The sequence below is a fragment of the Pseudomonas sp. UBA6315 genome (genome assembly GCF_002438125.1).
Taxonomy (GTDB): Bacteria; Pseudomonadota; Gammaproteobacteria; order Pseudomonadales; family Pseudomonadaceae; genus Aquipseudomonas; species Aquipseudomonas faucium.
In genome coordinates this window covers 24,300-47,602 of the sequence record NZ_DJTF01000065.1, presented here as the reverse complement: position 1 = coordinate 47,602, position 23,303 = coordinate 24,300, and the positions used below count along the sequence as shown (strand labels likewise).

Below are 23,303 nucleotides of genomic sequence, written 5' to 3'. Positions count from 1 at the left end.
GCTGAATGGCGGACGGCTCTTCGTAGCCGGTCGCCAGAACGGCAGCAACAATATTCGGATTGAGATCGAGAGCGGCGAAGCCGCCGGTTTCCTGGGTCATGGGTCTGCCTCTAGGTGCATCCGCAAAGACCCATGCTCCAAAGCTGCACATGCCTTGAAAGACCAAAAGGTCACCCAGGCAGCTTTGGCGGCGGGGATTTGCGAAAACGATTGAAAAAGAAAACTTGGGAAGGTCCGCCTAGCGGACGTGCAGCCGAAGCTGGACTCGGAGGATTTGCACCACCTGATTTTGAGGTCCGCTAAAAGACCGGCGCGTACTATACCCGAATTAACAGAAGGAAGTGAGGAAAATTTTCGGGGTTCAAGGCCAGTATGGGGCCATCAGCGATGGCTGGCTGAAACGTTACTTCTTGGTTGAAATCACTGGCCCCATCGCCGGCAAGCCGGCTCCCACAAGAACAGCACCGATCGGTGAGGGAGCCAGCTCCCACAAGAACAGCGCTGATCGGTGTGGGAGCCGGCTTGCCGGCGATAGGGCCACAAGCCACCCAGCAGATCTTCAGCTGGCCGGCCGAATCTCCCGTATCAATCCTTCAAGGCCATACCCCAGCCGCGGCGCCAGCGCCTCGGCCCGCGCCCGCACACCGTCCAGGTCCAATTGCTGGTCAAGGTCGGCCGGCACCAGCAGGATCACGTTGCCCTCCTTCACCGGCAGCTCCCAGTAATGCCGGTGGTACAACCCGCGCAGCAGCGCCGCGCCCAGTGGCCTGCCGTCGTCACTGGCCCACTGGTTGATCACCAGCCAGCCGCCCGGGTTGAGCTGTTTCTGGCAGTTTCCAAGGAAGTTCCAGGCCAGGTGCCCGACACCCGGCCCATGGTCGGTGTACAGGTCGACGAACAACAAGTCGGTCTTCTCCGCCGTGGGCAGCAGCTCCAGGGCGTCGCCAATGCGCACGTACAGCCGCGGGTCGTCGTCCAGGCCCATGTACTCCATGGCCAGGCGCGGCACGTCGGCGCGCAGTTCGATGGCTTCGATATCCTCCAGCGGCAAGAACTTCATGCACGCCTGGGTCAGGGTGCCGGCGCCAAGGCCGAGGAACAGCGCGCTTTCTGGCTGCTCATGGCACAGCGCACCGACCAGCATGGCGCGGGTGTAGTCGTACTCCAGCCAACTGGGGTCGGCGGTGAACACGCAGCTCTGCTCGATGGCATCGCCGAACTCGAGGAAGCGGTAGTCGTCCACCTCGTACACGCTGATCACGCCAAAGGCATCCTCGACCCGGGCCAACAGCCGCTCTTCCCGCTCCGTTGCCATCTACCTGCCACCTGCCCGCGCAAAACGCGCATTGTCCGCCAACGCCCCCGATGCAACAAGCGCGGCGGCAACTGTTACCATGGCAGGCATGCCCAAACCGACCAGACCGAGCCTGTGATGAACCGACCGTGGAGCCCTGACAGCTGGCGTGCCCTGCCGATCCAGCAGCAACCGACCTACCCCGATGCCGCGCACCTGCTCAAGGTCGAGCAGACCCTGGCCAGCTACCCGCCGCTGGTGTTCGCCGGCGAAGCCCGCGAGCTGCGCCGGCAGTTCGCCGAGGTCACCGAGGGGCGCGCCTTCCTGCTGCAGGGCGGCGACTGCGCAGAGAGCTTCGCCGAGTTCTCGGCGGCGAAGATCCGCGACACCTTCAAGGTGCTGCTGCAAATGGCCATCGTCATGACCTTTGCCGCCGGCTGCCCGATGGTCAAGGTCGGGCGCATGGCCGGCCAGTTCGCCAAGCCGCGCTCCTCGGGCGACGAAACCATCGGCAACGTCACCCTGCCCGCCTACCGTGGCGACATCGTCAACGGCATCGGCTTCGACGAAAAAAGCCGCGTGCCGGACCCGGACCGCCTGCTGCAGGCCTACCACCAGGCCACTGCCAGCCTCAACCTGCTGCGCGCCTTCGCCCAGGGCGGCTTCGCCGACCTGCACCAGGTGCACAAGTGGAACCTGGACTTCATCGCCAACTCGGCGCTGGCCGACAAGTACCACCAGCTGGCCAGCCGCATCGACGAAACCCTCGCCTTCATGCGCGCCTGCGGCCTGGACAACGCCCCGCAACTGCGTGAAACCAGCTTCTTCACCGCCCACGAGGCGCTGCTGCTGAACTACGAAGAAGCCTTCGTGCGCCAGGACAGCCTGACCGGCGACTACTACGACTGCTCGGCGCACATGCTGTGGATCGGCGACCGCACCCGCCAGCTCGATGGCGCGCATGTGGAGTTTTTGCGCGGGGTGCACAACCCGATCGGGGTCAAGGTCGGCCCGAGCATGAACCCTGAAGAGCTGATCCGCCTGATCGACACGCTCAACCCGAGCAACGACCCGGGCCGGCTCAACCTGATCGTGCGCATGGGGGCCGGCAAGGTCGGCGAGCACCTGCCGGGGCTGATCCGCACCGTCGAGCGCGAGGGGCGCAAGGTGCTGTGGAGCTCCGACCCGATGCACGGCAACACCATCAAGGCCAGCAGCGGCTACAAGACCCGCGACTTCGCGCAGATCCTCGATGAAGTGAAGCAGTTCTTCCAGGTGCACCAGGCCGAGGGCAGCCACGCCGGCGGCATCCATATCGAAATGACCGGGCAGAACGTCACCGAATGCATCGGCGGCGCCCGCCCGATCACCGAAGATGCGCTGTCAGACCGCTACCACACCCACTGCGACCCGCGCATGAACGCCGACCAGTCGCTGGAGCTGGCCTTCCTGATCGCAGAAACCCTCAAGCAAGTGCGCCGCTGAGCAGCGCCCGACGCAACTGGCTGCCCTCCTCGCGCGGGCAGTTCAGTTGCACCCGCTCAAGGCCCAGCCACCGGGCCAGGTGCAGCAGCTGCGCCGCCAGCGCCTGATAACCCGCCTCGCCCAAGCCCGCTGCCTCGGCATGCACGGCATGCACCGCCAATTGCCCCTGCGCCCGCTCGGCGCGCAGGTCCACGCGCGCGGCGATGCGCCCATCGAACAGGAAGGGCAGCACGTAATAGCCGTAGACCCGCTTATGGGCCGGGGTGTAGATCTCCAGGCGGTAGCGGAAATCGAACAGCCGCTCAGTACGCTCGCGCTCCCAGACCAGTGAGTCGAATGGCGAGAGCAAGGCGCTGGTTGCGACTTGCCGGGGAATGCGCGGCGTACCGGCGCAGTAGGCAGGTTGCTTCCAGCCTTGCACCTGCACCGCTTGCAAGCGGCCATCGGCAAGCAGCTCGGCCAGCGCCGCCTTTGCCTGCCCAGGCTCCAGGCGGAAGTAGTCGCGCAGGTCACGCTCGGTCGCCACGCCCAAGGCTTGCGCGGCGTGCAGCATCAGGCCCTGGTGGGCATCGGCCTCGCGCGGCTGGGGCATGTCGAGGATCGCTCGTGGCAGTACCTTGTCCGGCACATCGTAGAGCCGCTCGAAGCCGCGCCTTCCAGCCACGGTCACCTCGCCTGCGGCGAACAGCCATTCCAGTGCGTGCTTTTCTTCACTCCAGTCCCACCAGGGGCCGGCGCGCTCCTGGCGCGTGGACAGGCTGCCGGCGCCCAGCGCGCCTTGTTCGCGCACGGCTCGCAGCACCCGGGCGATCACGTCCTGGCGCTCGCGGCCAAACTGCGCCAGCTGCCGGTAAATGCCGCGGCCGTCGGCGGCATGGGCCATGCGCCAGCGCAGCAGTGGGTAGAGGCTCAAGGGCAGCAACGAGGCCTCGTGGCCCCAGTACTCGAACAGCTGGCGCTGCCGGCCACGGCCCCAGGCGAGCTGGTCGAGCATCGCGGGAGCGTAGTCGCCCAGGCGGGAGAACAACGGCAGGTAATGGGAGCGGACCAGGGCATTGACCGAATCGATCTGCACGACGCCCAGGCGCTGCAGCATGCGCTTGATCGCAGGCAGCGTCGGGCAGGCTTGAGGCGGCTTGGCGAAGCCCTGGGCAGACAAGGCCAGGCGCCGGGCCTGATTGATTGACAGCTTGAGCAACACTTCAGGCCTCCTGTGGGTGGCTGCTCGACTGCTTCGCGGGGCAAGCCCGCTTCCACAGCTACCCCACTGCCTTGAGAACAGTGGAGCACCCGTGGAAGCGGGCTTGCCCCGCGAAGGGGCCGGCAAGTACACCGACAAACTTAGCCTACTTGCGCAGCGGGTCATCCCAGAAGTGCCGCTCGGCCTCTTGCTGGATATCCGCCCTACTCAACCCCAGGTCGTGCAAGGTGGCATCGCTGAGGCGGGCCAGCTCGCGGCGCTGGCAATACAGCTCGTACCAGCGCAGCGGCCGGTCGGCAGCCACGTGCCACAGGTGGTTCAGGGAGAAGGCAGGTTGCTGGATGGTGCTGACATGACCTTTCATCGTGAAGCCCTCCGTGTTGATGGCTCCAGTCTCAGGCCAGGCATAAGATCAATCCAACGAATGTTTCTGATGCCATGCATCTCGGAGATTGATGCAATGTCCCAGTACCAGAGCCTCGATGCCGACGTGCTGCGCACCTTCGTCGCCATCGCCGAGCAAGGCGGCTTCACCCGCGCCGGGGAAGTGGTCAACCGCACCCAGTCGGCCGTGAGCATGCAGATGAAACGCCTGGAGGAAGACATCCTGCAGCGCCAGCTTTTCGAGCGCGACGGCCGCCAGGTACGCCTGACTGCCGAGGGCCAGGTACTGCTGGGCTATGCCCGGCGCATCCTCAAGTTGCATGGCGAAGTGTTCAACACCCTGCGCATGCCGCACATGGTCGGGCTGGTGCGCATTGGCACCCCGGATGATTACGCCATGCGTTTTCTGCCGACGATCCTTTCCAGCTTTGCCCAGGCCTACCCCTTGGTGCAGGTGGAGGTGCATTGCGACTCGTCCAAGCAACTGATGCTGCGCCAGGACCTGGACCTGACCATCGTCACCCGCGAGCCAGGCAATGAAGTGGGCCAACTGCTGCGCCAGGAACGCCTGGTGTGGGCCGCTGCCGAAGGCTTTTGCCCACAGGAGCAACGGCCGATTCCACTGGCCCTGTTCAATACCGACTGCTTCTGCCGCGGCTGGACCTGCAATGCCCTGGAGGCCCAGGGCATCGACTACCGCATCGCCTACACCAGCCCCAGCCTGGCGGCGATCTTTGCCATCGTCACCGCAGGGCTGGCGGTGACGGCGCAGCTGCAGAGCCTGATTGCCGGCAACATCCGCATTCTCGGGGAGCAGGATGGGCTGCCGCAGTTGCCGGTGGCCAATGTGATGCTGCTACGCAATACCCAGACCCAGTCGCCGATTACCGACTGCATGGCCGACTACATCGTCGAAGGGTTCCAGTGAACGAGAGGCCGCTTTACGCCCCAACCCCACAGGTGCAGCCTGTGGGAGCCGGCTTGCCGGCGATTGGGCTGCGTAGCTGCCCCTAAAGCTCGAACCCGAGCATCACCGCACACACCACCAGAAACACGCAGAACATCCCGCGCAACACCTTCTCCGGCAGCGCATGGGCCAAGCGCACGCCCCAGCTGATACTCAGCAGCCCGCCCACCGCCAAAGGAATGCCCACGCTCCAGTCGACACTCTGGTGCACGCCATAGGTCAGCAGGGTCACCGTGGTACTCGGCGCCGCCAGCGCCAGCGACAGCCCCTGCGCCACCACCTGGGTGGTGCCGAACACGCTGGTCAGAATGGGCGTGGCCACCACCGCGCCGCCGACCCCGAACAAACCGCCCATGGTGCCGGCAAAGCTGCCCAGCACGCCCAGCCACGGCCAGGGATAACGCAGCGCGTTGCTGGCCGGTGCCACCTTGAGGAACAGCCGCGCCACGTTCCACACCGCCAGCGCCACCAGAAACCCGACGAACCCCAAGCGCATGGAATGCGCATCGATGCCCACCGCCCAGATCGAGCCCAGCCAGGCAAACAGAAAACTGCACAGCGACAGTGGCAGTGCATGGCGCAGTTCGATGCGGTTGCGCTGGTGGTAGCGCCACAGCGCCAGCAGCACGTTGGGCACCACCATCACCAGCGCCGTGCCTTGCGCCAACTGCTGGTCCAGGCCGAACAACACCCCAAGCGCCGGGATGGCAATCAGCCCTCCACCAATCCCGAACAAGCCGCCCATGGTGCCCAAGGCCGCGCCCAGGGCGATATACAACAACCACTCGATCATCAGGGCCTCGTCCGCCTGCGTAAGTTATCCACGCATGCTAACCAGTGCACTCTGGCACGGAAACGCACAGCAACGCACAATGGCTGTGCGCTTCATGCATAAGCAAGGTGCCCCATGAGCCCAGATGCCCTGACCGACCAACTGAGCCTGTTCCTCGATGTGCTGGAGGCCGGGAGCTTTTCCGCCGCCGCGCGCCGCCACCCGCTGACCCCCTCTGCCGTAGCCCGGCGCATCGACAACCTGGAAAGCGCAGTCGGCAGCCGCCTGTTCACCCGCAGCACCCACGCCGTGCGCGCCACCCCGGCCGGCAAGGCCTTTGCCGAACGCGCCCGGCGCATCATCGAGGAACTGCGCCTGGCCCGCGCCGAAGCGGTGTCGCTGAGCAATGCCCCGGAAGGCCTGATCCGCATCGATGCCCCTGCCGCCTTCGGCCGCCGCCACCTGGCCCCGGCCATCGCCGACTTCCTGGTGGCGTACCCAGGCCTGGACGTGCAACTGCGGCTGATCGACAGCTTCGTCGACCTGCACGGCAGCCACCTGGGCGAAGTCGACCTGGTGCTGCGCGCAGGCCCCTTGGCCGACACGCGCCTGGTGGCCACGCCGCTGGCGTACATGGTGCGCATCGCCTGCGCCAGCCCCGCCTACCTTGCCAGCCGCGGCCTGCCCGATTGCCCCAGCCAGCTGCCCGAACACGACGGCCTGGACTGGGACGGCCTGGCACCGCCCTTCGCCTGGCGCTTCACGGTGCAAGGCCAGGCGCGCCAGTTCCGCCCCTCGCGCATGCGCATGACCGCCAACAACGCCGAAACCCTGCTGTTCGGCGCCCTGGCCGGCCTTGGCATCGCCCACTTGCCAACCTGGCTGATCAGCGACTACCTGCTGCGCGGCGAACTGGTGCCGCTGTTCTGCCACAGCGGCCTGCCGGCGGCGGAGTCCAGCGGCATTTATGCGCTCCGCCTGGAACATGAAACGAACTCTCGCAGTCGCTTGCTGCTCGAATTCCTCAAGAGCCGCTTCAGCCCGATCCCGCCGTGGGACCTGGCGCTGCGCAGCGAATTGCGCTGGCAATGAGCGCACTAATCATCAGCGTGCTAGATTTCTCTATCGATGACATTCAAGGACCTGCATGAACGCCGACACCCACGCCTCCTGTGACGAGCTGCTGCTGGACAACCAGGTCTGTTTCGCCCTGCACTCCACCTCGTTGCTGATGACCAAGGTCTACAAGCCCCTGCTCCAGGCACTGGGCCTGACCTACCCGCAGTACCTGGCCATGCTCGTGCTGTGGGAGCAGGACGGGCGCACGGTGGGCGAAATCAGCCAGCACCTGTTGACCGACCCCGGCTCGCTCACGCCCCTGCTCAAGCGCCTGGAAAGCGAAGGCCTGCTCGAGCGCAACCGCAGCCGCGAGGATGAACGGGTGGTGCTGGTGCACCTGACCGACAAAGGGCGAGCCCTGCAAGAGCAAGCCAAGGCGGTGCCGCCATGTATCCTCAAGGCCAGCGGCCGCAGCCTGGAACGCCTCAAGCAACTGCAAGCGGACTTGCTCGACCTGCGCAACAACCTGCAAGAGCACCTCTGAGGGCTAAGCTGTGTGATGCCCGTTCCGATGGACGGTGAGTATTTATCTTGCGCGCAAACTAATTGCGCGCTAATTTAAATCCCGTACCCACCCGGCGCACCTGCCTTGACCAGGGCGCACAGCACATTCGCGAGGCTCATCATGCAAAAGGTCACTCCCCTGTACATCGCAGAAGCCACTTCCACCGGCGGTCGCGACGGCCAATCCCGCTCCAGCGACGGCAAGCTGCAAGTCAAGCTGAGCACTCCCAAGGAACTGGGCGGTGCGGGCGGTGACGGCACCAACCCCGAGCAGATGTTCGCCGCCGGCTATTCGGCCTGCTTCATCGGAGCGCTGAAGTTCGTTGCCGGCCAGGAGAAGAAACAACTGCCCGCCGACGCCTCGATCACTGCCAAGGTCGGCATCGGCCAGATTCCTGGCGGTTTCGGCCTGGATATCGACCTGCACGTCAACCTGCCGGGCCTGGCCCAGGCCGACGCTGAAGGGCTGGTGGAAAAGGCGCACAAGGTCTGCCCGTACTCCAACGCCACCCGCGGCAATGTCGATGTGCGGTTGCACGTGACGGTGTAGATCGCAGGCACAAAAAAACCCGGCCAAGGCCGGGTTTTTCGTGCTCATCACAAGAAGAATTACTTCTTGGAACGGCCCTTGAAGCTGTTGTCGCGAGTGTCGATGTCGATCCACTCGTCGATCTGGATGAAGTCGGCAACCTGAATCTCGGTACCGTTCTTCAGCTTGGCAGGCTTCATGACCTTGCCGGAGGTGTCGCCACGGGCAGCGTTCTCGGTGTAGGTAACCTGACGGCTGATGGTGGTCGGCAGTTCAACCGATACCAGGCGGCCTTCGAAGAACACGGCTTCGCAGATGTCTTCCATGCCTTCTTCGATGTACGGCAGAACGGCGTCGATGTCTTCGGCGTTCAGTTCGTACATGGTGTAGTCGGTGGTGTCCATGAAGGTGTACGAGTCACCGCTGATGAACGACAGGGTCGCTTCTTTGCGATCCAGGATCACGTCGTCCAGCTTGTCGTCGGCACCGTAGACGGTTTCGGTCTTGTAGCCGGTCAGCAGGTTCTTCAGCTTGGTCTTCATGATCGCGCTGTTGCGACCCGACTTGGTGAATTCGGCTTTCTGTACCAGCCACGGGTCGTTGTCGATCCGCAGTACGGTACCGGGTTTCAGTTCTTTACCAGTTTTCATTACGAAGTATCCGAATCTGGATGGATTTATAAAAATCGAGGCCGCGTATCATAGCGAATTTCGGTAAAACTGTACTAGCGCCTTGGCAAGGTCCGGCCGAGCGGCCTGCCGGGCCGCCCAATCGCGGGCATGCTGCTGCAGTTGCGGCCAATGTTTGCGGGCCGCTTGCCAGGCCTGGCGCATGTCGTGGTCCATGTTCCAGGCACGCCATAATGCCATCAGCGCCTGTGCGGCATCGTCCGACAAGCCTTGCCGATAATGCCCAAGGAACGCTTCGAGCTTTTCCCAATGGGCGTTTTCTTCCTGCACGTAGATGTGCCAGAGCATGGGGCGCCCGGCCCACTGCGCGCGCACGAACGAATCCTCACCGCGCACGGCATTGAAGTCGCAGCACCAGAGCAGGCGGTCGTAGTCGTCCTGGCTGACGAACGGCAGCACCTGCACGGTCAGCGCGCCGCGCCGGTGCAGGTCGCCCACTGCAAGCGCGGGTTCGCCCAGCCTGTTGGCCAGGTCCCCCAGGATGCGCCCACTGGGCACTACCAGGTGAGTGGCACAGCTGTCTGCGGCCAGCGCATCGAGCCAAGCGCCCAGTTGCGGGTTTTCGTAGGCGAACAGCGAAATCAGCTGTGCACCCTTCGCCGGCTGAACACCCAGCCCCTGCAAGAACGCCGTGCGCGCCTCGGGCGACTGCTGCAAGGCATCACGCTGCGCCAGCAATGGCGCCTCGCGCAGCAACCCACCGGTCTTGTCGGTGAACCCCGGGAAGAAGAACACCTTGCGCAGGCCATTGGCTTGCGGCGACGGCAGGCCGTGGCAACCCTCGACCCAGTCTTCGGCGCTGAGGTAATCCAGGTTCAGCCACAACGGCGGCGTAACGCGGGCACGCATCGCCTCGATGTACGGCGCCGGCAGCTGGCAGGCAAAGGCACCGATGACCACGTCCGCAGGCTCCACTGGCTGCCACTGGGCGGGCCAGGCACGCACCTCCACGCCCTGCTGCCATTGCTGCGCGGCACTGGCATCAGCGCCCGGGCACATGGGCACGAAGGCGTTCAGGTCGTCCACCCACAGGCGCACCGCCAGGCCGTGCTCGGCCACCAGCTGCCGAGCCAGGCGCCAGGTCACGCCGATGTCGCCATAGTTGTCGACGACGGTGCAGAAAATGTCCCAGGTGACCTTCATGTGCCCTCCGCTCGCCCTGCGCAAAAACCGCGAATTCTGCGGCTAAATTGTCGCCGACAAAAGCGCCGGCGCTGAAATTTCGCCCGAGGCCATGCGACAATGGCGCCTCGACCCGCCCTGCCAGGAGGCCGCCATGCCCCGCCACCGTGAACTGAAGATCACCCTCAAGCCCCTGCAGCTCATCGTTTGCGTGGCCTTTGGCCTGTGGCTCGGCGCCGTGGCCATCGCCCTGAGCCTGTGGCTGGCCCTGCGTCTGTGGCCAGAGCAGGTGCAGCCGGTGGCCCAGGTACTCGCCCCGGCCGTTGCCCGCAAAGCGCCAGCGCCCGCAGCACCTGCCGATGCGCAAGGCGAGATGTTCGAGCGCTACAAGGCCATCCTGCACAAGCAGGAGCTGCAGCAGGCCGCCGAGGCCGCCCAGGGCAACCCGCGCAACCTCAACAGCCCCAAGTGCCAGTTCTGGCTGTCGCAGAACCGCACTGCGCCAACCGACAAGAGCCAGGCCAACGTGCTGGAGTTCTGTTACTGATCATGGACAAGGCCACCCTGCTCAGCGGCATCATCGCCGCCTTGGAAGCGGACATGGAGGTGCTGCGCCGCGCGGCGCAGACCGCCTACGAAACCGCCACCGCCGAAGAGAACATCGCCGAAAACAAGTATGACACCCTGGGCCTGGAGGCTTCGTACCTGGCCACCGGCCAGGCCCGGCGCACGGCCGAAATTCGCCAGGCGTTGCTGACCTACCAGCAGTTGCTGCTGCGTGACTACGACCCGGCGCGGGGCGTGCAGGTGAGCAACCTGGTGACGCTGGAGGATGAGGATGGCGGGCAGCGGCTGCTGTTTCTGGGGCCAGAGGCAGCGGGGTTGAAGATTGGCGAGGGGGATGGGTTGGTGACCGTGATTACCCCGCGCTCGCCCCTGGGGCAGTTGCTGGTTGGCAGGAAGATCGACGATGAGGTGAGCCTGGGGGCGCAGGTGTTCTTCGTTATCGCGGTTGCCTGAGCCGGCCCTATCGCCGGCAAGCCGGCTCCCACAAGTTCTTGTGCTGAATCTGAGAGCAGTGGAGTACCTGTGGGAGCCGGCTTGCCGGCGATAGGGCCAACACCGTCTTACCCTTGAGCCAACGCATCGAAGCGCCCCGCCAACCCCCGCTCGGCAAACTGCTCCACCACAAAATCGATGAACGCCCGGGTCTTGCCCGGCAACAGCTTGTGCCCGGCGTAGTACAGGCTGATATGCCCATCGTCCACATACCAATCCGGCAACACCCGCAAAAGCGCCCCGGCGTCCAGGTAAGGCACGGCAAACGGCAGGCTCACCAAGGCTATCCCCAACCCCTGCACGGCCACCGCGCAAGCGGCATCGGAATCACTCATGGTCATCGCCTGGCGCAGCAGCAAAGGCTGCTGCTCCTGCGCGCGGCTGGTCAGCGGCCAACTGCGCACACGCCCGGTTTGCGGTGAGCGGATCAATATCCCAACGTGGCGCTGCAGCACTTCGGGGTGTTCGATCGGCGCATGCTGTTGCAGGTAGCCAGGTGACGCCACCAACACCCGATGCGCCACCGTCAGCTTGCGCGCCACCACCCCGGGCGGCAGTTCGAAGCCACCGCCAATGGCGGCATCGAAGCCCTGGCCGATCAGGTCGACCTGGCGGTTGTCGAAATGCCAGTCCGGGGTGATCGCCGGGTAGCGCCGCAAGAATTCGCCCAGCAGCGGCAACACATAAAGCCGGCCGAACACCGTACCCATGCTTACCCGCAACAGCCCCGCCGGCTGGCCTTCGGCGCTTGCCAGGTTGGCCACGGCGTACTGGATGGTGCGAAAGCTGTCGCTCACCTCCCCGAGAAATCGCTGCCCTGCCTCGGTCAGGGTCAGCTTGCGCGTACTACGCTGGAACAGCCGCACGCCAAGGCGCGCTTCCAACTGGGCGACGTGCTTGCCCACTGCCGCCGGGGTCAGGCTCAGGCGCCTGGCTGCCTCGGCGAAACTGCCGACCTCGGCGCTGCGGATGAAACATTCGAGGGCGCTAAAGGATTCCGTGGCCATGATTGCCAACCAAAGGTTCACTCTGCTGATAGTGATTGCCATCTTATCAGTAGGTAATCAACGGTCGATACTGCGCCCATCCAAGGCATTCGGCCTTGCTTCCAGCAGGAGATCAGCATGTCCAAGCAATTTAACCTCGAAGGCAAAGTGGCCCTGGTCCAGGGCGGTTCGCGCGGCATCGGCGCCGCCATCGTGCGCCGCCTGGCCCGCGAAGGTGCCCAGGTGGCCTTCACCTATGTCAGCTCCGAAGGCCCGGCCCAGGCCCTGGGCGAAGAAGTGCAGGCCGCCGGCGGCCAGGCCCTGGCCCTGCGCGCCGACAGCGCCGACGCCGCTGCCGTGCAACTGGCGGTGGACGACACCGTGAAAGCCTTCGGCCGCCTCGACATCCTGGTCAACAACGCCGGCGTGCTGGCGGTTGCGCCACTGGCCGACTTCGACCTGGCGGACTTCGACCGCACCCTGGCCGTCAACGTGCGCAGCGTGTTCGTCGCAAGCCAAGCCGCCGCCCGCTACATGGGCCAGGGCGGGCGCATCATCAACATCGGCAGCACCAACGCCGAGCGCATGCCGTTTGCCGGCGGGGCACCGTATGCCATGAGCAAGTCGGCGCTGGTGGGCCTGACCAAAGGCATGGCGCGTGACCTGGGGCCGCAGGGCATCACCGTGAACAACGTGCAACCGGGGCCGGTGGACACCGACATGAACCCGGCCAGCGGCGAGTTCGCCGAGAGCCTGATCCCGTTGATGGCGATCGGGCGTTACGGCCAAGCCGACGAGATCGCCAGCTTCGTCGCCTACCTGGCGGGTCCGGAAGCCGGCTACATCACCGGGGCCAGCCTGACCGCCGACGGCGGCTTCGCAGCCTGATCGAACGGTTGCCGGTGCCCGTGCGTACCGGCAACCGCTTTCAGCCCGGCATCAGCTGCTGATCGAGCATGCCCAGAAACGCCCGCGCTGCAGGCGTGGGGCTGTTCGACCACACCGCATACAAATGCCGCACGGGCGCATCGGCCAGCCGCGCGACCGCCACGCCCGGGATACCTTGGGCACTGCGCTCGGGCACCAGCCCGACCGCCATGCCCCGCTGCACGAATTTCTCCACCAGACGAATATGGCCGATCTCGAACTGCACCCGCCGCACCAGCCCCGCCGCCTGGAAGGCTTCATCGGTCTGGCGCCGCGCGCCGGTACCTTCAGGGAAATCCACCAGCACCTCGCCAGCCAGATCGGCGAGCGTCAGTTGGGGGCGGCCGGCCAGGCGATGGCCCAATGGCAACAAGGCCACCAGTTCCTCACGCGCCAGCAGACGATGCTGAACACCCTGCACCACTTCGCCCTGCCACAGGCCGATGAACCCCACATCCAGGCGCCGCTCGCACACGTCCGCTATCAGCCATTCGCTCTTGGCCGTGAGCCAGCGCACGTCCACATCCGGGTAGCGGCCATGAAATTGCGCCAGCAGTTCAACCAGGTCCAGCGCGGTCAGCGAACTGATCTCGCCAATCGACAGCCGCCCACGCACCTGGCCACAGGCCGCGGCCACGTCATCGGCAATCCGCCCCGCAGCCTCCACGGCCGGGCGGGCGCTGAGCACGAAGGCTTCGCCCGCAGGCGTCAGGCGCACCCGCCGCGAACTACGCTCGAACAGGCTGACGCCCAGTTGCGCCTCCAGGCGCGCCACCTGATGGCTGAGCGCCGACTGCACCACATGGCAGCGCTCGGCGGCGCGGGTGAAGCTGCCGGTGTCGGCCACGGCCAAGGCATATTCAAGCTGCTTGAGGTTCATCGATCTATCTGCTTTTGAGATGGATAAGCTGATAACTATACATTGGCGTCATGCCAGACAACTCCAGATACTAATTGCCACTCACCACTGCCCGCACCGAGATTGCCATGAACGCCCCCACCTTGAGCCGTGCCCTGATCCTGCTGATGGCCACCGCCACCGGCCTGGCCGTGGCCAGCAACTACTACGCCCAACCGTTGTTGCACAGCATCGCCGAGCAGTTCGGCCTGAGCACCGCCAGCGCCGGCAGCATCGTCATCGCCGCCCAGCTCAGCTATGGCGCCGGGCTGTTGCTGCTGGCGCCGCTGGGTGACCTGTTCGAGCAGCGCCGGCTGATCGTGGTGATGACCGCGATCGCCACCCTGGGCCTGGTCATCAGCGCCTGCGCCCCGAGCCTGCCCTGGTTGCTGCTGGGTACCGTGCTCACGGGCCTGTTCTCGGTGGTGGCGCAAATTCTCGTGCCACTGGGCGCAACCTTGAGCGCACCCGAGCAGCGCGGCCGGGTGGTGGGCACCTTGATGAGCGGCCTGCTGCTGGGCATCCTGCTGGCGCGCACGGCGGCAGGCTTCATGGCCGAACTGGGGGGCTGGCGCAGCATCTATGTGCTGGCCGCCGTGCTCATGGCCATCACCGCCGTCGCCCTGTACCGCAGCCTGCCGCAACACGACAGCCATGCGGGGCTGAAATACCCGGCCTTGATCGGCTCGGTGTTCCGCCTGTTCGTCGAGGAGCCGGTGCTGCGCCTGCGTTCGTTGCTGGGCCTGCTGGCGTTCAGCCTGTTCGCTCTGTTCTGGACGCCCCTGGCGTTTCTGCTGGCCAACGAGCCCTACCATTATTCCGACGCGGTGATCGGCCTGTTCGGCCTGGCCGGTGCGGCGGGTGCGCTGTCGGCCAACTGGGCCGGGCGCCTGGCAGACCGCGGCAAGGGCTCGCTGGGTACTACCGTGGGCCTGGTCGCTTTGCTGCTGGCATGGGTGCCGCTGGGCTTCGCCCAGCACTCGCTGGCCGCGTTGCTAGTAGGCGTGCTGGTGCTGGACCTGGCAGTGCAGCTGGTGCACGTGAGCAACCAGAATGCGGTGATCGCCCTGCGGCCAGAGGCACGCACGCGGCTCAATGCCGGCTACATCACCTGTTATTTCATCGGCGGCGCGCTAGGCTCGTTGCTGGGCACGCAATTGTTCCAGCATCAGGGCTGGATGGGCATCGTGGTCGCCGGGTTGGCCATCGGGACGTTGGCACTGCTGGTCTGGGTTGGCGCCGAACGCAAGCGCCAGCGGGCCATGCAGGCTCCCGCGACATAGCGCCGCTACCCTCTGTCGCCTGATCGTTGACTTGCCTGGCGCCGCGGCGCTCATTAAAGCCCAGGTCAAAAGCCCTTCCACTGACAGGACGACACAATGACAAGACTCACGGTGCAATCCGGCGATTTCTTGCAAGGTGAAGGCGAGTTTCGCAATGGATCGCTCACACTCAAGACCCCGCGCAGCCCTTCGCCTGGCGAGCGGATTTCTCTGGCACGCATCAGCGACCTGCGCCTGGCCAGCCTCGAATCCAACCGCAGCCTCGGTACCGCCATCGGCTGGGGCGTGGCCGGCGCCCTGGTAGCAGGCCCAGTGGGCTTGCTGGCCGGGCTCTGGCTCGGCGGCAAGGAGCAGGAAGCCACCTTCCTGGCCACCTTCAAGGATGGCCGCAAGCTGATGGCGGTCACCGACGGCAAGACCTGGTCGAAGATCGACGACAGCTGGCGCCAGCACCGGCGGCCCGCCAACGCAGACTGAGGGTCTTCGGGTAACATGGCGGCTTTTTGACCGCACCGCGCCTGCACCCGGGCGCCGTGCGGTCTGCGCCAGCTAAGGACTCCGGTAATGCCTCTGCCTCACCCCCGCCTGCCCCTGAGCCTGCTCAGCCTGGGCCTGGCCTTGCACTGCCCGCATGCCACGGCCGCAGACAGCGTCGTGCTGGCCCCGGTGCAGGTTTCCGACACCTACGGCGACGACGGCTACCAGGCGCGGGAAGCCTCGGTGGGCGGGTTCCAGGCCGCGCCGTTGCTCGACACGCCGGCGGCGGTCAGCGTGTTCAACCAGCAACTGATCGAAGACCGCCAGGTGCGCCTGCTCAGCCAGGTGCTGCAGAGCGATGCCTCGGTCGGCGAAAGCTACGCGCCCATCGGCTATTACGAAAACTTCAACGTGCGCGGCTTCGAGCTCAACGCGGCCAGCAGCTACCGCATCAATGGCCAGACCATTGCCGGCGAGCAGAACGTGGCGCTGGAGAACAAGCAGCAGGTCGAATTGCTCAAGGGCTTGTCGGGGTTGCAAAGCGGCGTGTCGGAGCCCGGCGGGCTGATCAACTACGTGACCAAGCGCGCCGCGGACGTGCGCAGCGTGACGGTCTCGACCAACGAGCAGGGCGAGCGCTACCTGGCCACCGACCTTGGCGGCTGGTTCGGCAGCGAGCGCCAGTTCGGCCTGCGCGCCAACCTTGCCCACGAGGACATCCGCTCCTACGTCGAGCATGCCGACGGCAAGCGCGACTTCGCCTCGCTGGCCTTCGACTGGCAGATCAACCCGGATGCCACGCTGCAACTCGATGCCGAGTACCAGCACCGCGAACAGCGCTCGGTGCCCGGCTACCAACTGCTTGGCGGCAGCGCCCTGCCCCACGGCATCGACCCGGATGACCGCCTGGCCTACCAGCACTGGGCCAAACCCGTGCAAAACGATGCGCTGAACCTGGGCGGGCGCTTCGAATACCGTTTCAACGAGGCCTGGAGCGGCACCTTGAGCGCCTCGCGCAGCAAGGTGGTGATCGATGACTACAGCGCCTTTGCCTGGGGCAGCGGCGGCGGCATGCAGTCGCATTTCAGCCCCGAAGGCGACTACGACATCTATGACTTTCGCAGCCCCGACGACACCCGCCGCATCGATGAAGCCCAGGCCCTGCTCAACGGCCGCTTCGATGCATTGGGTGTCGGCCACGAGCTGACCCTGGGCAGCAGCGCGCAACGCCGCACCCTCGACCAGCGCCCTAACTACAATGAACCGACAATCGGCGGCAGTGGCAACATCTACACCGGCGCGCCTGCGGTGCCGCCGTCGGACAGACCAATAGGCGCCAGCGAGCGGCGCCTGGACAGCCGCCAGTACGGGGTGTTCATCAGTGACCGCATCACCTTCGACGAACACTGGCAGACCGTGCTCGGCGCCCGCGAAGTGCGCCTGGACGAAAAGACCTGGGACGAAAATGGCGCAGCCGGGCGCCATACCCAGCAATACCAGCTGCTGCCCAATGCCGCGCTGATATACAAGCCGCGCCCCGATACCACGCTGTATGCCAGCTACGCCAAGGGTTTGTCGGCCGGCGGCACGGCGCCCTGGTTTGCCAGCAACGCCGCAGAGATTCTCGCCCCTACCCTCTCCCATCAGCTGGAGCTCGGCATCAAGCGCGATTGGCAGGGCATGAGCTTGAGCGCCGCGCTGTTCCAGATTCGCCAGGGGTACCAGTACGCACGGCCGGAAGGCGATGGCAGCTTCACCTATGTGCAGCAGGGCCAGCAGAAGAACATCGGCCTGGAGCTGGGCGCCAGCGGCTGGGTGACCTCCAACCTGCAGCTGCAGGCCAGCGCCGCGGCGATTCGCGCGCGGGTGAAGAAGAGCGGCACCAATGCCTACGAAGGCCACCAGGCGATCAACGTGCCGAACCTGCGCGCGGCCTTGCACGCCGAGTACAGCCTGCCGCTGCCGGGCCTGGCGTTGCTCGGCGGGGCGCGCTACAGCGCCAGCAAGTATGCGAGCCAGGCGGGGAATGTGGCGGTTGGCGGGTATACCGTGTTCGATGTCGGGAGCCGGTATCGCACGCGCATCGGGGGGTATGACACGGTGCTGCGGTTGACCGTGGATAACCTGTTCGACAAGCGCTACTGGCGGGACGTGGGCGATTACCTGGGCGACAACTACCTGTTCCAGGGGGCGCCGCGCACGGCGCGCTTGTCGGCTTCGGTCAGCTTCTGACCTTCTACTGTGGGAGCGGGCTTGCCCCGCGAAGAGGCCGGCCGCGGCAATCGAGGTGTTTGGCCAGGGCTTCGCCCTGGTTCGCGGGGCAAGCCCGCTCCCACAGACTGGACTGCCCACAAGAGGTTGGACAGTTTGGTTGACCCAGAATGCAAAAAGCCCCCGAACTTTTCAGCTCGGGGGCTCTTCGCAGAATGTGGCGGTGAAGAAGGGATTTGAACCCTTGATACGATTTCTCGTATACACACTTTCCAGGCGTGCTCCTTCGACCACTCGGACACTTCACCGTTTCTCTTCAAGGCTTTCACCCTGTCGAGGCGCGCTAATTTAGTGGAAGAGCTTTTCTTTGGCAAGTATTTTTTTCAAATTTTTCATGCATTTAAGCCAACCCACCGAAAAACCGAGGGCGCCAGGGCAATGCTGCCAATCTCGCCTGCGCTTTTACGGCCTGGCAACGCTCTACCCCGCTGCACCAAGGCGTGGCGCCCGCCCACTGACTGGCCGGTCAGCCTTGCTGCTTTACCTGGCCCGCGCCGCTGGGTAACGTCGTCGCCACGCCACCTAAAGGACTCTGTCATGAGCGAGCTGATTACCTACCACGCCGAAGACGGCATCGCCACCCTGACCCTGAACAACGGCAAGGTCAACGCGATCTCCCCGGATGTCATCACGGCCTTCAATGCCGCCCTCGACCGCGCCACCCAGGAGCGCGCCGTGGTGATCATCACCGGCCAGCCGGGCATTCTCTCGGGTGGTTATGACCTCAAGGTGATGACCTCCGGCCCGCAGCAGGCGGTCAGCCTGGTCACCGCCGGCTCCACCCTGGCCCGGCGCCTGCTGTCGCACCCGTTCCCGGTGATCGTGGCCTGCCCGGGCCATGCCGTGGCCAAGGGCGCCTTCCTGCTGCTGTCGGGCGACTACCGCATCGGCGTCGAAGGCCCGTACAAGATCGGCCTGAACGAGGTGCAGATCGGCATGACCATGCACCACGCCGGCATCGAACTGGCCCGCGACCGCCTGCGCCGCTCGGCCTTCCACCGCTCGGTGATCAATGCCGAGATGTTCGACCCCAAGGACGCGCTGGATGCAGGCTTCCTGGACAAGGTAGTGCCGGCCGAGCAGTTGCAGGAAACCGCGCTGGCAGCGGCCCGTGAGCTGAAGAAGCTGAACATGCTGGCGCACAAGAACACCAAGTTGAAGGTGCGCAAGGGGCTGCTGGATCTGCTGGATGAAGCGATCCTGCTGGATCAAGGCCATATGGGCTGACCCTTGTGGCCTCTTCGCGGGCAAGCCCGCTCCCACAGGTAGATGCAGTGCAGGCCCGGTGGGAGGGGGCTTGCCCGCGAAGAGGCCAGTACTGACACACACCAAGGTTTGCCCCAGCCAGTGCACAGCCGTACACTGCGCCGCGACTGTCTGGTGTGAGTCGTACAATGCTCTACTCCCTTCGCATGCTCCTGTTGGCGCTGCACTTTCTGCTGGTGGGTTGCATCGGTCTGCTGATCGGCCTGCTGCGCCCCTTCAACCGCGACAACAGCCGCGTGTTCGCCCGCCTCTACAGCATCCCGGCGACCTGGCTGATGCGCATCCAGGTCAAGGCCGAGGTCGGCCCTTTATGGGACCAGCCGCCCGGCTGCGTGATCGTGGCCAATCACCAATCGAACTTCGACCTGTTCATCCTCGGCCACGTGGTGCCGCAGCGCACCGTCGCCATCGGCAAGAAGAGCCTGGGCTGGATTCCGCTGTTCGGCCAACTGTTCTGGCTTGGCGGCAACGTGCTGATCGACCGCAGCAACGCCTACCAGGCGCGCAAGGCCATGCAGGTGACCACGCGCATCCTGCGTGACGACACCTCGATCTGGATCTTCCCGGAAGGCACGCGCAACCCCCAAGAGCAGCTGCTGGCATTCAAGAAAGGCGCCTTCCACATGGCCATCGAGGCCGGCGTGCCGATCGTGCCGGTGTGCGTCAGCCGCTACACCCGGCGCCTGAGCCTCAATAGCTGGCGCAAGCGCACGGTGATCGTGCGCTCGCTGCCGCCAATCGCCACCGCCGGGCTCAGCCAGCAAGACCTGCCGGCGCTGATCGCCCAGTGCCGCACGCAGATGCAGCAGTGCATCGACCGCATGGAAGGTGAACTGAGCAACCCCTAGGTTGCTCTTGAGGCCGCTAACGACCAAGCTGTAACCCGTGTGCAACCGAACAAGTGGATCACCATGGGTCGAGTCGTGGCATCGGCGGTGTACGCCGCCGGCAGGAAGGTCACCAACATCAATATCGACGAAGGCAGCGAATGGGCGCGCAAGCCTGGGCATTTCGTCTGGATCGGATTGGAAGAGCCCAACGCCGAGGAACTGGCCAATCTGCAGCGCCAGTTCAACCTGCACGAGCTGTCCATCGAGGACGCGCTGGAAAAACACAGCCGGCCCAAGCTGGAAACCTTCGGCGATGCGCTGTTCATCGTCACTTATTCGCCCGTGCGCCATGAAGGCAAGCTGGAGTTCATCGAAACTCACATCTTTGCCGGCAACGGCTACATCATCACCTGCCGCAACGGCCACTCCAAATCCTACGCCCTGGTGCGCCAGCGCTGCGAAGCGCGGCCGCTGCTGCTGGAGCATGGCGAAGATTTCGTGCTGTATGCCCTGCTCGACTTCGTCACCGAGAACTACCAGCCGGTCAGCGAGGCGATCCATGGCGAGATCGAGGAGCTGGAGCAAAGCGTGCTCGGCGGCTCGCTGCAGGAAGAAGACATACGCCGCCTGCACAGCCTACGTCGCGACATCCTCAGGCTGCGCCGCTACGTGGCACCGATGGTGGAGGTGAGCGAGGAGCTGCAGCGGCTGAGCTTCCCGTTCATCGACAAGAACATGCGCCCGTATTTTCGCGACGTGCAGATTCACGTCACGCGGCAGATGGAGGATTTGGCCGGGATCCGCGACATCGCCAGCCAGACCATCGAGATCGGCATGCTGCTGGAGTCGTCACGGCAAAGCATCGTGCAGCGCAAGTTCGCAGCGTGGGCGGCGATCCTGGCCTTCCCGACGGCGATTGCCGGGATCTACGGGATGAACTTCCAGAACATGCCCGAGCTGAACTGGCAATACGGGTATTTTGCGGTGCTGGGGGTGATCGGGTTGGGTTGTGCCGGGCTATATGCCAGCTTCAAGAAATCCGGCTGGCTGTGAGGGCCTCATCGCTGGCAAGCCAGCCCCCACAGGCTGTCGAGCCTGTGGGGGCTGGCTCGTCGATCAGGCAGCGCTATCGCCTGCCTTGCCCGACTGCTGGACGAAACGCATCATCCACTCCCCCACCAGGTCGCCCTGGTGTTCGGTAGCCAGGCTCGCCACCGCCTTGTGATACACCTCATCGCCCAGGTAGTCCTGGCGCGCATCGAGCAGCGCCCGCGAGTAGTCGTGGACGAACTCCGGATGGCCCTGGAAGCACAGCACCTGGTCACGGATGTGATACGCCGCATTCGGGCAGAAATCGCTCGAGGCAATCACCGTGGCGCCCTCCGGCAGCTCGGTCACCTGGTCCTGGTGGCTGATCAGCAGGCTCAGCTCGGACACCTGCGGGTCCATCCACGGCGCGTGCGCAGCCAGTGAATAACGGTGGACGCCCACCCCCCAACCCTTGTCGGCGCGCTCGGCCTTGCCACCGAGGGTCAGCGCCAGCAGTTGATGGCCGAAACACACGCCCAGCAACTTCTCGCCACGCTCGTACAGCTTCAACAGGTAGGCCTTGAGCGTCTGGATCCATGGATCGTTGCCGAACGAGTCAGCCTTGCTGCCGGTCACCAGGTAGGCGTCGAAGCGTTCGCCATCGGGGGGATAGTCGCCGTTCATCACGTTGTACACACAAAACTCGGCTGCGATCGGCTGCCGCGAGAAGAGCTGCTCGAACATCCTTCCGTAGCCCTGGTACTGCGCGGTCAACTCCGGTCGCAGGACATCGGTTTCAAGGATGCAGATGCGTAACGACATAGGGATAGTCCTGAACGACATGGGTGGGAATCTGTTGTAAAGACTGACGCGAAAGGCACGTACAAGCAAGTAGGCTGCACTGACGAACGGTCACATTTTGCCGGACTGGCGATGGCAGATTCGCGGCCGTCTAGTCAGGACATGCCAGCGAAATGGCCTTTGGCCTCATAGCACATCGCGATTTCGGATTGGGCCAATAGAACAAAGGGTTCTGAAACAGGGATGACGCAGCCCCTACTGTTGGTTGTATATCGATTTCAAAGAGGCAAGCAGTACCGGCGTGCTCCACGCCACTGTGATCGACCCGACGCGCGACAAGGAAGCCAACGGGTATTCAGGAATAACAACAAGAAGGCGGTCCGCCATGTTCAGACAATCGAAACTTCGCCAAGCTGGGCTCATTCTGTTCGCCACCACGCTGCTGCTGATCCTGCCGAACCTCACGCGCTTGTTCGGCTGATGGTGGCTGTGGCGTTCACCGGTCATGCACAGGTAACCTGCCGGCCTTGATGGTCGGAGAATGCCCATGCGCCGTTGCTTTGCCCTGCTCGCCCTGCTCTGCAGCCTGCCGCTGTCGGCGGCGCAGCTGCACCTGGAACTGGGCGGTACGCCGCGCCAGCTGGACAGCGCCGAGCTGCTGAGCCTGCCCCAGGCCCGCGATATCAGCATCGAACAAGACGTTTCCTATAAGCGGCCCATGCGCTATCGCGCGGTGCCGCTGGCCACGCTGTTGCCAGGCATCGCTGCCGATGACCATCTGCAGGCTGTGGCGCTCGATGGTTTCGCCGCTGAAATGCCCGCCGCCCCGCTGCTGCAGGACGGGCCGGCACGGGCCTGGCTGGCGGTCGAAGACCCAGGCAAGCCCTGGCCTGCCTTGAGCAAAGGCAAGCCGAGTGCCGGGCCGTTCTACCTGGTGTGGACCAACCCACAGGCAAGCGGCATCCGCCCGGAGCAATGGCCGTTTCAGATCGCCACGATCCGCCGCCTGGCGCCTGTCGAGCAACGCTTCCCGGCACTGCTGCCAGACTCGAAACTGCCGGCCGATGATCCGGTGCGCAAGGGCTTTGCCCTGTTCCAGCAGAACTGCCTGGCCTGCCATCGGCTCAACGGGGCCGGTGATGCGCAGTTCGGGCCGGACCTGAATGTGCCGCACAACCCGACCGAGTACTTCCAGCCGGGGTTCCTGCGCCAGTACATTCGCGACCCGCAAAGCTTGCGGCAGTGGCCCCAGGCACGGATGCCGGGGTTTGCCGAAAGTGTGCTGAGTGAACAGGAACTGGATGCCTTGCTGGCTTACCTGGGGCATATGGCCAAGCGCAAGCCTTGAGCTTGCGGTGGCTTCTTCGCGGGACAAGCCCGCTCCCACAGGTACCCCAGTGTTTTCAGATT

At 64.8% G+C, this 23,303-nt stretch carries 25 protein-coding genes and 1 tRNA gene; 16 read left to right on the top strand and 10 right to left on the bottom strand.

The window, feature by feature from the left end:
- Positions 1-559: 559 nt before the first annotated feature.
- Positions 560-1,315, bottom strand: coding sequence for a spermidine synthase (locus B3E94_RS08305; RefSeq protein ID WP_236236170.1), 756 nt, complete (start codon positions 1,313-1,315; stop codon positions 560-562).
- A 117-nt stretch (positions 1,316-1,432) separates the two neighbouring features.
- On the opposite strand from B3E94_RS08305, the gene B3E94_RS08300 reads away from it, so the two are divergent.
- Positions 1,433-2,779 carry a class II 3-deoxy-7-phosphoheptulonate synthase gene (locus B3E94_RS08300; protein ID WP_286913051.1) on the top strand — a complete coding sequence of 449 codons (1,347 nt, stop codon included), beginning with the start codon at positions 1,433-1,435 and terminating at the stop codon, positions 2,777-2,779.
- Here the strand turns inward: B3E94_RS08300 and B3E94_RS08295 are convergent.
- Together B3E94_RS08295 and B3E94_RS08290 are read right to left on the bottom strand one after the other, a co-directional pair.
- Positions 2,760-3,980 carry a winged helix-turn-helix domain-containing protein gene (locus B3E94_RS08295; RefSeq protein ID WP_286913050.1) on the bottom strand — a complete coding sequence of 407 codons (1,221 nt, stop codon included), beginning with the start codon at positions 3,978-3,980 and terminating at the stop codon, positions 2,760-2,762. The two genes, B3E94_RS08300 and B3E94_RS08295, sit on opposite strands and share 20 nt — an antisense overlap.
- 145 nt (positions 3,981-4,125) lie before the next feature.
- Positions 4,126-4,344 carry a DUF1127 domain-containing protein gene (locus B3E94_RS08290; protein ID WP_286913049.1) on the bottom strand — a complete coding sequence of 73 codons (219 nt, stop codon included), beginning with the start codon at positions 4,342-4,344 and terminating at the stop codon, positions 4,126-4,128.
- 96 nt (positions 4,345-4,440) lie between these two features.
- Here B3E94_RS08290 and B3E94_RS08285 point away from each other — a divergent pair, with 96 nt between their 5' ends.
- On the top strand, positions 4,441-5,292 hold the full coding sequence (locus tag B3E94_RS08285) for a LysR substrate-binding domain-containing protein (protein WP_176512054.1): 852 nt from the start codon (positions 4,441-4,443) through the stop codon (positions 5,290-5,292).
- Between the two features lie 82 nt (positions 5,293-5,374).
- Here the strand turns inward: B3E94_RS08285 and B3E94_RS08280 are convergent, their stop codons facing one another.
- Positions 5,375-6,124, bottom strand: coding sequence for a sulfite exporter TauE/SafE family protein (locus tag B3E94_RS08280; protein ID WP_286913047.1), 750 nt, complete (start codon positions 6,122-6,124; stop codon positions 5,375-5,377).
- Between the two features lie 114 nt (positions 6,125-6,238).
- Between B3E94_RS08280 and B3E94_RS08275 the strand changes: the two genes are divergently transcribed.
- The 3 genes from B3E94_RS08275 (at position 6,239) to B3E94_RS08265 (ending at position 8,276) form a co-directional block, all read left to right on the top strand.
- The gene (locus B3E94_RS08275) at positions 6,239-7,195 is read left to right on the top strand and encodes a LysR family transcriptional regulator (RefSeq protein WP_286913046.1); all 957 of its coding nucleotides are present in this window, start codon (positions 6,239-6,241) and stop codon (positions 7,193-7,195) included.
- A 55-nt stretch (positions 7,196-7,250) separates the two neighbouring features.
- Positions 7,251-7,706 (top strand): MarR family winged helix-turn-helix transcriptional regulator, encoded by a 456-nt coding sequence (locus B3E94_RS08270; protein WP_176512051.1) that lies wholly within the window; start codon positions 7,251-7,253, stop codon positions 7,704-7,706.
- Between the two features lie 141 nt (positions 7,707-7,847).
- A complete protein-coding gene (locus tag B3E94_RS08265) occupies positions 7,848-8,276 on the top strand; it encodes an organic hydroperoxide resistance protein (RefSeq protein ID WP_176512050.1) in 429 nt (142 codons plus the stop codon).
- 59 nt (positions 8,277-8,335) lie between these two features.
- Here B3E94_RS08265 and efp read toward each other — a convergent pair whose 3' ends face one another.
- Together efp and earP are read right to left on the bottom strand one after the other, a co-directional pair.
- Complete coding sequence (gene efp / locus B3E94_RS08260; protein ID WP_011532839.1) at positions 8,336-8,905, bottom strand: elongation factor P; 570 nt, start codon at positions 8,903-8,905, stop codon at positions 8,336-8,338.
- Between the two features lie 48 nt (positions 8,906-8,953).
- Positions 8,954-10,087 carry an elongation factor P maturation arginine rhamnosyltransferase EarP gene (gene earP, locus B3E94_RS08255; protein ID WP_286913044.1) on the bottom strand — a complete coding sequence of 378 codons (1,134 nt, stop codon included), beginning with the start codon at positions 10,085-10,087 and terminating at the stop codon, positions 8,954-8,956.
- A 133-nt stretch (positions 10,088-10,220) separates the two neighbouring features.
- On the opposite strand from earP, the gene B3E94_RS08250 reads away from it, so the two are divergent.
- Both B3E94_RS08250 and B3E94_RS08245 read left to right on the top strand, forming a co-directional pair.
- The gene (locus tag B3E94_RS08250; RefSeq protein WP_286913043.1) at positions 10,221-10,613 is read left to right on the top strand and encodes a hypothetical protein; all 393 of its coding nucleotides are present in this window, start codon (positions 10,221-10,223) and stop codon (positions 10,611-10,613) included.
- Between the two features lie 2 nt (positions 10,614-10,615).
- Positions 10,616-11,086 (top strand): GreA/GreB family elongation factor, encoded by a 471-nt coding sequence (locus B3E94_RS08245; protein WP_176512047.1) that lies wholly within the window; start codon positions 10,616-10,618, stop codon positions 11,084-11,086.
- A gap of 107 nt (positions 11,087-11,193) precedes the next feature.
- Here B3E94_RS08245 and B3E94_RS08240 read toward each other — a convergent pair whose 3' ends face one another.
- Positions 11,194-12,132 carry a LysR family transcriptional regulator gene (locus tag B3E94_RS08240; protein WP_286913042.1) on the bottom strand — a complete coding sequence of 313 codons (939 nt, stop codon included), beginning with the start codon at positions 12,130-12,132 and terminating at the stop codon, positions 11,194-11,196.
- Positions 12,133-12,249: 117 nt separating this feature from the next.
- Here B3E94_RS08240 and B3E94_RS08235 point away from each other — a divergent pair, with 117 nt between their 5' ends.
- A complete protein-coding gene (locus B3E94_RS08235; RefSeq protein WP_286913040.1) occupies positions 12,250-12,999 on the top strand; it encodes a 3-oxoacyl-ACP reductase family protein in 750 nt (249 codons plus the stop codon).
- Positions 13,000-13,039: 40 nt separating this feature from the next.
- On the opposite strand, the gene B3E94_RS08230 is transcribed toward B3E94_RS08235, so the two are convergent.
- Positions 13,040-13,918 carry a LysR family transcriptional regulator gene (locus B3E94_RS08230; protein WP_286913039.1) on the bottom strand — a complete coding sequence of 293 codons (879 nt, stop codon included), beginning with the start codon at positions 13,916-13,918 and terminating at the stop codon, positions 13,040-13,042.
- A 107-nt stretch (positions 13,919-14,025) separates the two neighbouring features.
- Between B3E94_RS08230 and B3E94_RS08225 the strand changes: the two genes are divergently transcribed.
- From B3E94_RS08225 to B3E94_RS08215, 3 genes are all read left to right on the top strand, one after another.
- Complete coding sequence (locus tag B3E94_RS08225; protein WP_236236159.1) at positions 14,026-15,219, top strand: MFS transporter; 1,194 nt, start codon at positions 14,026-14,028, stop codon at positions 15,217-15,219.
- Positions 15,220-15,315: 96 nt separating this feature from the next.
- Positions 15,316-15,696: a hypothetical protein gene (locus B3E94_RS08220; protein ID WP_176512042.1), complete on the top strand. Its 381-nt coding sequence runs from the start codon at positions 15,316-15,318 to the stop codon at positions 15,694-15,696.
- Between the two features lie 87 nt (positions 15,697-15,783).
- A complete protein-coding gene (locus B3E94_RS08215; protein WP_286913038.1) occupies positions 15,784-17,928 on the top strand; it encodes a TonB-dependent siderophore receptor in 2,145 nt (714 codons plus the stop codon).
- Between the two features lie 197 nt (positions 17,929-18,125).
- Here the strand turns inward: B3E94_RS08215 and B3E94_RS08210 are convergent.
- Positions 18,126-18,215, bottom strand: a tRNA-Ser gene (locus tag B3E94_RS08210).
- Positions 18,216-18,504: 289 nt separating this feature from the next.
- Here B3E94_RS08210 and B3E94_RS08205 point away from each other — a divergent pair.
- From B3E94_RS08205 to B3E94_RS08195, 3 genes are all read left to right on the top strand, one after another.
- Positions 18,505-19,194: a crotonase/enoyl-CoA hydratase family protein gene (locus B3E94_RS08205; protein WP_286913037.1), complete on the top strand. Its 690-nt coding sequence runs from the start codon at positions 18,505-18,507 to the stop codon at positions 19,192-19,194.
- A gap of 167 nt (positions 19,195-19,361) precedes the next feature.
- Positions 19,362-20,081, top strand: a complete 720-nt coding sequence (locus B3E94_RS08200; RefSeq protein WP_176512033.1) for a lysophospholipid acyltransferase family protein — start codon at positions 19,362-19,364, stop codon at positions 20,079-20,081.
- Between the two features lie 63 nt (positions 20,082-20,144).
- On the top strand, positions 20,145-21,116 hold the full coding sequence (locus tag B3E94_RS08195; protein ID WP_176512032.1) for a magnesium and cobalt transport protein CorA: 972 nt from the start codon (positions 20,145-20,147) through the stop codon (positions 21,114-21,116).
- Between the two features lie 63 nt (positions 21,117-21,179).
- On the opposite strand, the gene B3E94_RS08190 is transcribed toward B3E94_RS08195, so the two are convergent.
- Positions 21,180-21,914, bottom strand: coding sequence for an amidotransferase (locus tag B3E94_RS08190; protein ID WP_176512031.1), 735 nt, complete (start codon positions 21,912-21,914; stop codon positions 21,180-21,182).
- 280 nt (positions 21,915-22,194) lie between these two features.
- Between B3E94_RS08190 and B3E94_RS08185 the strand changes: the two genes are divergently transcribed.
- Positions 22,195-22,374: a hypothetical protein gene (locus B3E94_RS08185; protein ID WP_286913053.1), complete on the top strand. Its 180-nt coding sequence runs from the start codon at positions 22,195-22,197 to the stop codon at positions 22,372-22,374.
- Positions 22,375-22,440: 66 nt separating this feature from the next.
- Entirely contained in the window at positions 22,441-23,241 is an 801-nt protein-coding gene (locus tag B3E94_RS08180; protein WP_286913035.1) for a cytochrome c, read from the top strand.
- The last annotated feature ends 62 nt before the right edge of the window (positions 23,242-23,303 follow it).

What these genes read in the sequence shown, in the direction of transcription:
- B3E94_RS08280 (WP_286913047.1), bottom strand. Translation starts at nt 6,124, where the DNA reads ATGATCGAGTGGTTGTTGTATATCGCCCTGGGCGCGGCCTTGGGCACC.
- B3E94_RS08240 (WP_286913042.1), bottom strand. Translation starts at nt 12,132, where the DNA reads ATGGCCACGGAATCCTTTAGCGCCCTCGAATGTTTCATCCGCAGCGCC.
- B3E94_RS08275 (WP_286913046.1), top strand. Translation starts at nt 6,239, where the DNA reads ATGAGCCCAGATGCCCTGACCGACCAACTGAGCCTGTTCCTCGATGTG.
- B3E94_RS08215 (WP_286913038.1), top strand. Translation starts at nt 15,784, where the DNA reads ATGCCTCTGCCTCACCCCCGCCTGCCCCTGAGCCTGCTCAGCCTGGGC.
- B3E94_RS08205 (WP_286913037.1), top strand. Translation starts at nt 18,505, where the DNA reads ATGAGCGAGCTGATTACCTACCACGCCGAAGACGGCATCGCCACCCTG.
- B3E94_RS08265 (WP_176512050.1), top strand. Translation starts at nt 7,848, where the DNA reads ATGCAAAAGGTCACTCCCCTGTACATCGCAGAAGCCACTTCCACCGGC.
- B3E94_RS08305 (WP_236236170.1), bottom strand. Translation starts at nt 1,315, where the DNA reads ATGGCAACGGAGCGGGAAGAGCGGCTGTTGGCCCGGGTCGAGGATGCC.
- B3E94_RS08290 (WP_286913049.1), bottom strand. Translation starts at nt 4,344, where the DNA reads ATGAAAGGTCATGTCAGCACCATCCAGCAACCTGCCTTCTCCCTGAAC.
- B3E94_RS08270 (WP_176512051.1), top strand. Translation starts at nt 7,251, where the DNA reads ATGAACGCCGACACCCACGCCTCCTGTGACGAGCTGCTGCTGGACAAC.
- B3E94_RS08200 (WP_176512033.1), top strand. Translation starts at nt 19,362, where the DNA reads ATGCTCTACTCCCTTCGCATGCTCCTGTTGGCGCTGCACTTTCTGCTG.
- B3E94_RS08300 (WP_286913051.1), top strand. Translation starts at nt 1,433, where the DNA reads ATGAACCGACCGTGGAGCCCTGACAGCTGGCGTGCCCTGCCGATCCAG.
- earP (WP_286913044.1), bottom strand. Translation starts at nt 10,087, where the DNA reads ATGAAGGTCACCTGGGACATTTTCTGCACCGTCGTCGACAACTATGGC.
- efp (WP_011532839.1), bottom strand. Translation starts at nt 8,905, where the DNA reads ATGAAAACTGGTAAAGAACTGAAACCCGGTACCGTACTGCGGATCGAC.
- B3E94_RS08250 (WP_286913043.1), top strand. Translation starts at nt 10,221, where the DNA reads ATGCCCCGCCACCGTGAACTGAAGATCACCCTCAAGCCCCTGCAGCTC.
- B3E94_RS08220 (WP_176512042.1), top strand. Translation starts at nt 15,316, where the DNA reads ATGACAAGACTCACGGTGCAATCCGGCGATTTCTTGCAAGGTGAAGGC.
- B3E94_RS08285 (WP_176512054.1), top strand. Translation starts at nt 4,441, where the DNA reads ATGTCCCAGTACCAGAGCCTCGATGCCGACGTGCTGCGCACCTTCGTC.
- B3E94_RS08180 (WP_286913035.1), top strand. Translation starts at nt 22,441, where the DNA reads ATGCGCCGTTGCTTTGCCCTGCTCGCCCTGCTCTGCAGCCTGCCGCTG.
- B3E94_RS08195 (WP_176512032.1), top strand. Translation starts at nt 20,145, where the DNA reads ATGGGTCGAGTCGTGGCATCGGCGGTGTACGCCGCCGGCAGGAAGGTC.
- B3E94_RS08225 (WP_236236159.1), top strand. Translation starts at nt 14,026, where the DNA reads ATGAACGCCCCCACCTTGAGCCGTGCCCTGATCCTGCTGATGGCCACC.
- B3E94_RS08245 (WP_176512047.1), top strand. Translation starts at nt 10,616, where the DNA reads ATGGACAAGGCCACCCTGCTCAGCGGCATCATCGCCGCCTTGGAAGCG.
- B3E94_RS08230 (WP_286913039.1), bottom strand. Translation starts at nt 13,918, where the DNA reads ATGAACCTCAAGCAGCTTGAATATGCCTTGGCCGTGGCCGACACCGGC.
- B3E94_RS08235 (WP_286913040.1), top strand. Translation starts at nt 12,250, where the DNA reads ATGTCCAAGCAATTTAACCTCGAAGGCAAAGTGGCCCTGGTCCAGGGC.
- B3E94_RS08190 (WP_176512031.1), bottom strand. Translation starts at nt 21,914, where the DNA reads ATGTCGTTACGCATCTGCATCCTTGAAACCGATGTCCTGCGACCGGAG.